This window comes from Campylobacter sp. RM12637 (genome assembly GCF_020137645.1).
In the GTDB taxonomy this organism is placed as follows: domain Bacteria; phylum Campylobacterota; class Campylobacteria; order Campylobacterales; family Campylobacteraceae; genus Campylobacter_E.
Genome location: NZ_JACGAV010000030.1, coordinates 1 through 7,733 on the forward strand (window position 1 = coordinate 1; position 7,733 = coordinate 7,733).

At 26.5% G+C, this 7,733-nt stretch carries 8 protein-coding genes; 1 reads left to right on the plus strand and 7 read right to left on the minus strand.

The window, feature by feature from the left end:
* Positions 1-691, plus strand: a 691-nt coding sequence (locus tag AVBRAN12637_RS09445; RefSeq protein WP_336615807.1) for a hypothetical protein, incomplete at its 5' end; no start/stop codon positions are given.
* Between the two features lie 769 nt (positions 692-1,460).
* Here AVBRAN12637_RS09445 and ppa read toward each other — a convergent pair.
* The 7 genes from ppa to AVBRAN12637_RS09480 all read right to left on the minus strand — a co-directional run.
* Positions 1,461-1,976: an inorganic diphosphatase gene (gene ppa / locus AVBRAN12637_RS09450; protein WP_214118956.1), complete on the minus strand. Its 516-nt coding sequence runs from the start codon at positions 1,974-1,976 to the stop codon at positions 1,461-1,463.
* A 15-nt stretch (positions 1,977-1,991) separates the two neighbouring features.
* Positions 1,992-2,558 carry an adenylate kinase gene (locus AVBRAN12637_RS09455; protein ID WP_214118960.1) on the minus strand — a complete coding sequence of 189 codons (567 nt, stop codon included), beginning with the start codon at positions 2,556-2,558 and terminating at the stop codon, positions 1,992-1,994.
* A 19-nt stretch (positions 2,559-2,577) separates the two neighbouring features.
* Positions 2,578-4,191, minus strand: a complete 1,614-nt coding sequence (locus AVBRAN12637_RS09460; RefSeq protein ID WP_214120547.1) for a polysaccharide biosynthesis/export family protein — start codon at positions 4,189-4,191, stop codon at positions 2,578-2,580.
* Entirely contained in the window at positions 4,191-5,279 is a 1,089-nt protein-coding gene (locus AVBRAN12637_RS09465) for a capsule biosynthesis protein (RefSeq protein ID WP_336615808.1), read from the minus strand. The genes AVBRAN12637_RS09460 and AVBRAN12637_RS09465 overlap by 1 nt, the downstream gene beginning before the upstream one ends.
* Positions 5,279-5,941: an ABC transporter ATP-binding protein gene (locus tag AVBRAN12637_RS09470; RefSeq protein WP_336609069.1), complete on the minus strand. Its 663-nt coding sequence runs from the start codon at positions 5,939-5,941 to the stop codon at positions 5,279-5,281. The genes AVBRAN12637_RS09465 and AVBRAN12637_RS09470 overlap by 1 nt, the downstream gene beginning before the upstream one ends.
* A complete protein-coding gene (kpsM, locus tag AVBRAN12637_RS09475; protein WP_336615809.1) occupies positions 5,938-6,699 on the minus strand; it encodes a capsule polysaccharide transporter KpsM in 762 nt (253 codons plus the stop codon). Before kpsM ends, AVBRAN12637_RS09470 begins: the two co-directional genes overlap by 4 nt.
* Positions 6,700-7,733, minus strand: a 1,034-nt coding sequence (locus tag AVBRAN12637_RS09480) for a capsular biosynthesis protein (protein WP_336615810.1), incomplete at its 5' end; no start/stop codon positions are given.

Consider the following 7,733-nt stretch of genomic DNA (forward strand, 5'->3'; position numbering starts at 1 on the left):
CCTAAATACAGCTAAGGATGAAGTAGTTAATAATGATAATACCAGTGTAGATGTAGTTGTTCCAAGTGAAGTTATTGCAAGTGATAACCATATTACAATTAACGAAGGTATTTACTATCAAGCAAATAGCAATAGTGCTATTGAAAAAATTAATGGTTATGTAACTGATAGTGTAAGTCCAGTTATTACAGGAACTGCAAAACCAGGTTCAGAGTTAATAGTAAATCTAGTTAATGATGCTACTGGTAAGGTTGAAAGCTGGACAAATATTACAATTTGGGATAGCGGTAAATTCGAAATCGGCTTAACAGGTGAAAAAGGCAACTCATATCATTATGAAGTATTTGATTGTGTAGGTTGCAAACCAGTTGGAGAACCAGCAATTAGTCATACTTTTGAAATCAATGCAGGTAACTTTATTAACCTTAACCCAAGTGCAATTTTAGGAGATGATGCTGGAATTAGTATTCCAACTATTAAAGAAGAAAAAATTGAAGCTAAAGATGAAACTAAAGTAAATGTTGGGGATATTTTAGATACTCAAAAAGATATCTTTAATGAAACTATAGCTCAACCAACACAAGTTCAAGAAGGTTATATTAATCTAAAACTAGGTTCAGTTGCATTTGATGCGGCTTCTAAAGAATTAACACATTTAGATGAATTTAATAATATAAACCACCACTCTTAATACATAACTTGAGCTAGTAACAACTAGCTCAAGCTTTTATCTTTTTATAATATTCAAAATTATTAGAATTTTTAATTTAATTATTATTTTTTTAATTATTCAAGCTCAATTATTTTATATTTTTATTGGTTGTTATAAGTATATTTGTAATGGGTGTATGTTATATATAGCAAAATTTTTAAAATATTTGATTGTAAAAAATCACTTAAAGCTTTGTATAATAGAGTTTTAAAGCTTAAAAATTAATATATAAAACCATGCACTTATAACATATATATTTTTTATGAAACTTTACAAAATATATAATATAAATCCTATAAATTAGTATTTTTGTGATTTTGAATATGGTTTAATGTTTTAGCTAGTGTTAAAATAAAGTTAAAAAAATATACTTTATAAAATTCCTTGCAATTCTAATATAACGCAGTTTTAAGTTAATTTCTAAAATAAATCAAATTCTAAAAATAATTTTAATTATAACTTAAAATATAGTTAAATTATATGATTTTTAATGAGTATTAATATTAAAATGAATAATTTTATAAAAAATTAATAAGATGCTAAATGATTTAAAATATACGCATTTATAAATAATACTAACAACAAAATCAGTATTCACTTACAAAATTAGCATAATAATATTTTTGCTTATGTGTTATTAATGAGATTTCGTATATTTTAAATTAGATTATTATGATTTGTAATTTTTATAAGAAATAAGAACATTTGATAAAATTAATTTAAAAGCAGTCTTTAAAGACTGCTAACATTATTTATAGTTTTTGATTGATTCTTCAAGTATTTTTGTAGCTTCAGCTATGCCTTTAAAATCTTGAACTTTTACCCATTTACCTTTTTCTAATGCTTTGTATGTTTCAAAAAAGTTTTTGATTTTTGCAAGTTTGTGTGGTGCTAGGTCTTCTAAAGATTTGATATTATCATAGCTTGGATCAATTTTGCTAACAGGAACTGCAAGTAATTTTTCATCCATACCGCTTTCATCTTCCATAATTAAAACACCAATTAAACGGCAAGGAATAACAGCACCTGCTTGAACTGGGTATTCATTTAATACAAGCACATCAACAGGATCACCATCAGCTGCAAGTGTATTTGGCACGAAACCATAATTTGCTGGGTAAAACATAGCCGAATACATAACTCTATCAACCATGATTGCCCCACTATCTTTATCTAGCTCATATTTAATATTTGAGCCATAAGGAATTTCTATAACTGCATTTAATTTCTCTGCATTTCCACTTTTAATTTTTGTAATATCCATTTTTTTTCTCCTTGATTAGATTTTTTTCTTAATTTCTTCACTCATATTTGCAACAATTTCTTCAATTGTGCGTTCGCCGTTGATTTGTATATGTAGATTTTTTGCTTTATAAAAATCTAAAATATCAGCTAAAGGCTCGGTATATACTTTCATACGATTATTAAATACTTCTTCATTATCATCAGCACCCCTAGCACGACCTAAAACTCTATCTTTTGCTACTTGTTCGCTTACAAATACTTCAATAACAGCACTAAGATTTACTTCGTTTGATTTAGCTAATTCATTATCAAGTGCGTGCATTTGTTCAACGCTTCTTGGGTAACCATCTATTAATATAACATCACTTGGAGCTTTTTTAAGTGCGCTCATAATTGTATTTACAACTATTTGTAAAGGCACTAGATTTCCTTTTGAGATAAGCTCGTTTATTTGTTTTCCTAATTCGCTTCCACTTGCAACTTCAGCTCTTAATAAATCGCCTGTTGAATAGTGTGTGTAGTTTTCGTTTTTAGCAATTATGCTAGCATCAGTAGTTTTACCACTACCAGGTGCTCCTATAATTAAAAATAATTTTTTCATAGTGTTTCCTTTCATAAAATTAAATATCTAAAATTACTTTAGTTGCTACTGCAATTTGGTATAAAATCTGAGTTATTACACCGGTTACTTGAAGGTTGTAAGTTTCAATTTTAGGTAATACTAATACTGAATCTCCTTCATAGACTTTAGCATTTTTATCACTGCTAAAAGTTCCTAAGCTTATTTTATCTGCTTTTCCATTAGCATGTATTAATAAAATTCTTTTTTTATCAGCTCTAGTATTTAAATCCCCAGCCATTTTAATATAATCTTTTATTTTTAATTTATCTTGATGAATAAATGCACCAGGAAGAGCAACTTCTCCTTGAATTACAACTAAATTATTTTTGCTAGGTATATTAATAACATCATCATTTTCAAGAACAATTGAAGAATATAATTTCTCATCATCAATTACGATTTGTCCTTTAGGCTCAATTGCTCTAGCTCTTTCAATAAACTTTAAAATATTAGTTCCCCAATTATCTCTAATTTTTGCTTCTTCTGAAGTAGCTGAAGTTGTGGTTAGCGCTAAGGTTTCTAGCTCTTTTAGTTGGGCTTCAATTAATTTTTTTTGAAGAGCTGCTACGCTTTTTCTATACACTTGCACTGCTTGTTTATTAGATAAATCATTCATATTTAATAAACTAAGAGCTTCTTGCAATGTAGTTCCTTTATCTAAAACTAATGAATGTAAGCTATTGTGTTCGCCTTCAATTTTTATGTTTATTTTATCCGCTGTGTAATCTGGTCTAAATTCCACTTCATCGGCATTATTAATATATACATTTTCAAATTCACTTTTTTTATAAGCATTTATACGGAGTTTGTTATTTTCATCATAACTTTTTATGATTGCATTTGTTGCAGTTGGTTTTGCATTAGATAAAATAGCTAAATCATTTAATGTTTTTAAATTCTCTCCTAATTCAAATCTATAAGGCTTTAATACATCACCACTAGCACTTGCATAGCCATTGATTTGTTTTACTAAAATTACATCGCCATTCTTAAACATAGAATAATCTAATTTGCCATTTAATAAAAAATCATACAAGTCTATTTGTTTGATTAGTTGATTATTTCTTAGAATTTGAATATTTCTAAAGCTTCCATATTCAAGATTTATTCCACCTGCTTTATCAATGTATTGAATTAAAGAATCCGAGCTAAGCCCTTCATAAAGTCCTGGTTTATTTACATTTCCCGTAACAAATACTGAAATATTTTGGTAAGTATCCATATCTGCGTATGAATATACATTTGATTTATAGGTATTTCTTACTTTATTTTGAATAATATTTACTAAATCTTTATTGCTAACTCCTAACAAATGAATAACTCCAACTTGTGGAATAAATATATTTCCTTGAGAATCAACGCTTGATTTTTGTTGTAATTCTACTGCACCCCAAAGCTTAATATTTATTATATCTCCTATTGCGATTTTATAATCTGGATTATAAATATGTTTGCTAAATTGCTTAAAATTACCTGAGAATAGGTGTGCTCCAAATGTTTTATTATTCACTTGTTGCGATATTTCTTCTTGAGTATTATTTACTGCTATATTTGCTACATCAACTGCAAATGCTAATATTGAAAATACTAATATATAAAATATTTTTTTCATTAATATCTATGCTCCTCTATTATTGAATATGTAAATTTAATAATTCCAAAAACTAATGTTAATATAAAAAATACTGAGAATACATCATAAATTACATTTGGATATATTGCAATTTCTGATAAAACCGGCGAAGAAATTATAATAACTTGTTTTAACTTTTTATTAGCTTCTAGTCTTGATTTTTCATAAGATGCTAGGGCTAATTTATAAGCATCTTCAGCGAATTTTAATTTAAAACTAAGATTGCTAAAATCAATTGCTAAATAATTTAATTTGTCATTTTTATCTTTTGAAGTTAATTTATTAGCTTCTTTTTTTAATTGAGATTTTAGTGCGTCTAATTCTGATTTCAATGCTTTTACTTGTGGAGTATTTGAGTTTAAGTAACTATTTAATGTGGCAAGTTCTACTTCTTTTGCTATTATTTTTTCTTCTATTTGTGTTTTTATAGCTGATTGGGTTTTTGCTTGACTTACAGGGTCTAACATAGAATTTGTATTTTGAAATTTATTTATTTCATCTTGGGCTTTACTTAGCTCTAAACTAGCTTTTTCTAATTCTTCTTTTGCAAAACTCATTTGCTCTCTTGCGATTTTATGTGATATTTCATTTATGAAATTTTCACTTTCTTTAAGTATCGTATCGGCTATTTTTTTAGAATCTTCTGGAGAAAATGCGTTAATTTTAATACTTAAAAGTCCGGTAATATCATCATAAACTACCTTTATTCTACTTTGATAATATTTTAAAAAATCTTCTTTTACATCAAGATTTTTCAAAAATAATTCATAATCAATTTTTCCTTCATACATAGCCTTGATATTTATATCTTTTTGCAAAATTGCTAGCATATCGTATGAGTTTATATATTCTTTAAGATACATTAAATCTTCTTTAGATGAACTTGTAAGTCCTATTATTGGTATTAGACTAGATGTATCAGTGGTAGTGCTTGTAGATTTTACTCCAATTATTGCTGTACTTTCATATTTTGAACTTGCTATAAAAGCAAAATAAATCAGTGAAATTAAGCTTAAAACTATGATAATTTTAAAGCTTGTTATAAATTTTATAATCTTTTTTTTCATTAGCAACTTTCTTTATATTTATTAATTCCTTCATCTATATCATCATAGATTGTGGCTATTCCATTGTCTAAAAAAACTATTTTATCACACCAAGTTTTTATTTCGTTAATATCGTGTGAAACCATAATTACCTTTGATTTTGATAATTTTTCCTCATATACTTTTCTACTTTTTTCTCTAAAAGATGGATCGCCAACTGCTCCTGCTTCATCTATTAGATAATAATCAAAATCAAAAGCCATACTAAGACCAAATGAAATTCTACTTCTCATACCTGATGAATAGCTTCTAATAGGCTCATCAAAATAATCTCCAAGTTCAGCAAATTCTTTTACATATTCTATTTTTTCTTTTAAAGCTTCTCCACTATATCCGTAGATTCTAGCTATGAATTTGATATTATCTCTAGCACTCAAGCTTCCTTGAAATCCACCTGCAAATCCAACAGGCCAAGAAATACTCTTATCAATTATTACTTTACCACGATTAGGAATGTCAAGTCCACCTAAAATTCTTAGCATTGTAGATTTTCCTGCACCATTTTTTCCCATTAGACCGATTGAACAATTATCAGGAAAAGTAAAATTTAAATCCTTAAAAATATAATGCTTTTTTTTATTGTTTAATACAAAGTATTTTGTGATATTTTCAAGTCTAATCATGCAGTGCCAAGCTCCACTCTTTTTTTATAATATAAGCCAAGACTAAAAAATAATAAAACTAAAGTGCAAATTAAAGGGTATTCAATATTAATTTGAGTTACTATAGGGTAGGTTTCAAAATAATTTTCTTTAAAAAGTTCAATTATATGCAAGATTGGGTTATAAGCTAGAATATCTATCATCTGATTTGGCACTATCCATAAAGGAAACATAATAGCAGAACCAAAATACATCATAGTAAGTGCATAACCTATAATATTTTTTATAACATCTCTACCATAAAAAACAACAGCTAGTAAAAGCCCTAAAGCAAATGCAATAATAACTAGCCAAATAAACATTAAAAGACTATAAACAATATTAAATGGGATAATATTATAGTTTATAAAAAATCCCGTTGTAATCATTAAAATACAAAAAATAATAAAATATAAAATACCTTCTAGTAAGGCTCTAGCTAAAAATACATGAATAGGGCGAACGGGTTTATAAGTAAATAAACTTTTATTAGCTTCAATTCCATTCATTACAAAATTAACAATATTTCTAAACATAAAAAACGGAACCATACCTGTTATTAAAAATAAGCTAAAAGGAACTTGTGGTAATAATCTATTTCTAATTAAAGTAAAAATTACTAGCATAAACAAAACATGCATCATAGGTTCAAGTATAACCCATACATAACCTAAAGTTGGGTTTTTACCAAATCTAGTTTTAAGCTCTCTTAAAATAAGCGCGTTTATTATATGCCACATTTAATTTCCTATTTCAAATTCTTTGAAATTTAAGTAAAAATTTGCATTATATTGATTGTTTTTTAATAAATATTCTTTAAATCTAATATATAAATCATAATCGCTTACAAAATTATGAGCATTTTGCCAAAAGCTATCAAGGTCATTTTTATAGACTAAACCATCTATATTATAAATTGCATTACCCAATACTATAGTAGGGCAATTATGATAAAGTGCTTGCATTCCCACCGTGCTATTTATACATATACAGCCTTTAGCATTTTTTAAAAGATTTGGGATATTTCCACGATGAATATAAAATACCTTATCACTTATACCAAGTCTTTTGGTAAGTTCATTTATAATATTTGAATAATCAGTATATGCAATATCTAATGGGTGGTGTTTAAATATCAAAACATTATTATTCGCTCTATTTTTGGCAAATGATTTTATGGTTTTAACTATGAATTTTTTCATACCCTTGTCTTTAAAATGCTTTTTTATTTGACTATCGTTATGCACTTGAAGAACTGCTAAAAAGTATTTTTTGGAATATTTTTTAGCTAGATTATCTACATTTTTTTCTAAAATTGAATATTTAGCTTTTCTATAAAAATGTCTAAACCATCTAAAAAGCTCCATTATATTTAGTGGTCTATGATAGTTTTTGTTATTATAAAATACTTGAAATATAATGCTAAATGTATAATACATTAAAGCATAAAAAGCCATTATTTTAAAACTTGACTTAAATAGTTTTGAGTTTTCTTTATAAGTATTTAGTTTTTTATAATCATTTTTATTTTTACTCATAAGTGAGTTTGCATTAACGCCAGTCATTTCGCAAGTAATATAATTTGGCCTTAAATATCCTTCTTCAAATACATATATTTTTATATTTAATTTTTTAGCTAAATTAATTGCTATTTCATGAATTGGCCTAGTATCGCCGAATAATATAATGCAAGTGATTTTATTGAGTTTATAAAAATTATCTAAGTATGATTTAAGATTGTTTAAGCTTCCTTTGTAATTATATTTTGATGGAT

Coding starts and splice junctions, on each gene's coding strand:
- kpsM (WP_336615809.1), bottom strand. CDS start 6,699: ATGTGGCATATAATAAACGCGCTTATTTTAAGAGAGCTTAAAACTAGA.
- AVBRAN12637_RS09455 (WP_214118960.1), bottom strand. CDS start 2,558: ATGAAAAAATTATTTTTAATTATAGGAGCACCTGGTAGTGGTAAAACT.
- AVBRAN12637_RS09470 (WP_336609069.1), bottom strand. CDS start 5,941: ATGATTAGACTTGAAAATATCACAAAATACTTTGTATTAAACAATAAA.
- ppa (WP_214118956.1), bottom strand. CDS start 1,976: ATGGATATTACAAAAATTAAAAGTGGAAATGCAGAGAAATTAAATGCA.
- AVBRAN12637_RS09460 (WP_214120547.1), bottom strand. CDS start 4,191: ATGAAAAAAATATTTTATATATTAGTATTTTCAATATTAGCATTTGCA.
- AVBRAN12637_RS09465 (WP_336615808.1), bottom strand. CDS start 5,279: ATGAAAAAAAAGATTATAAAATTTATAACAAGCTTTAAAATTATCATA.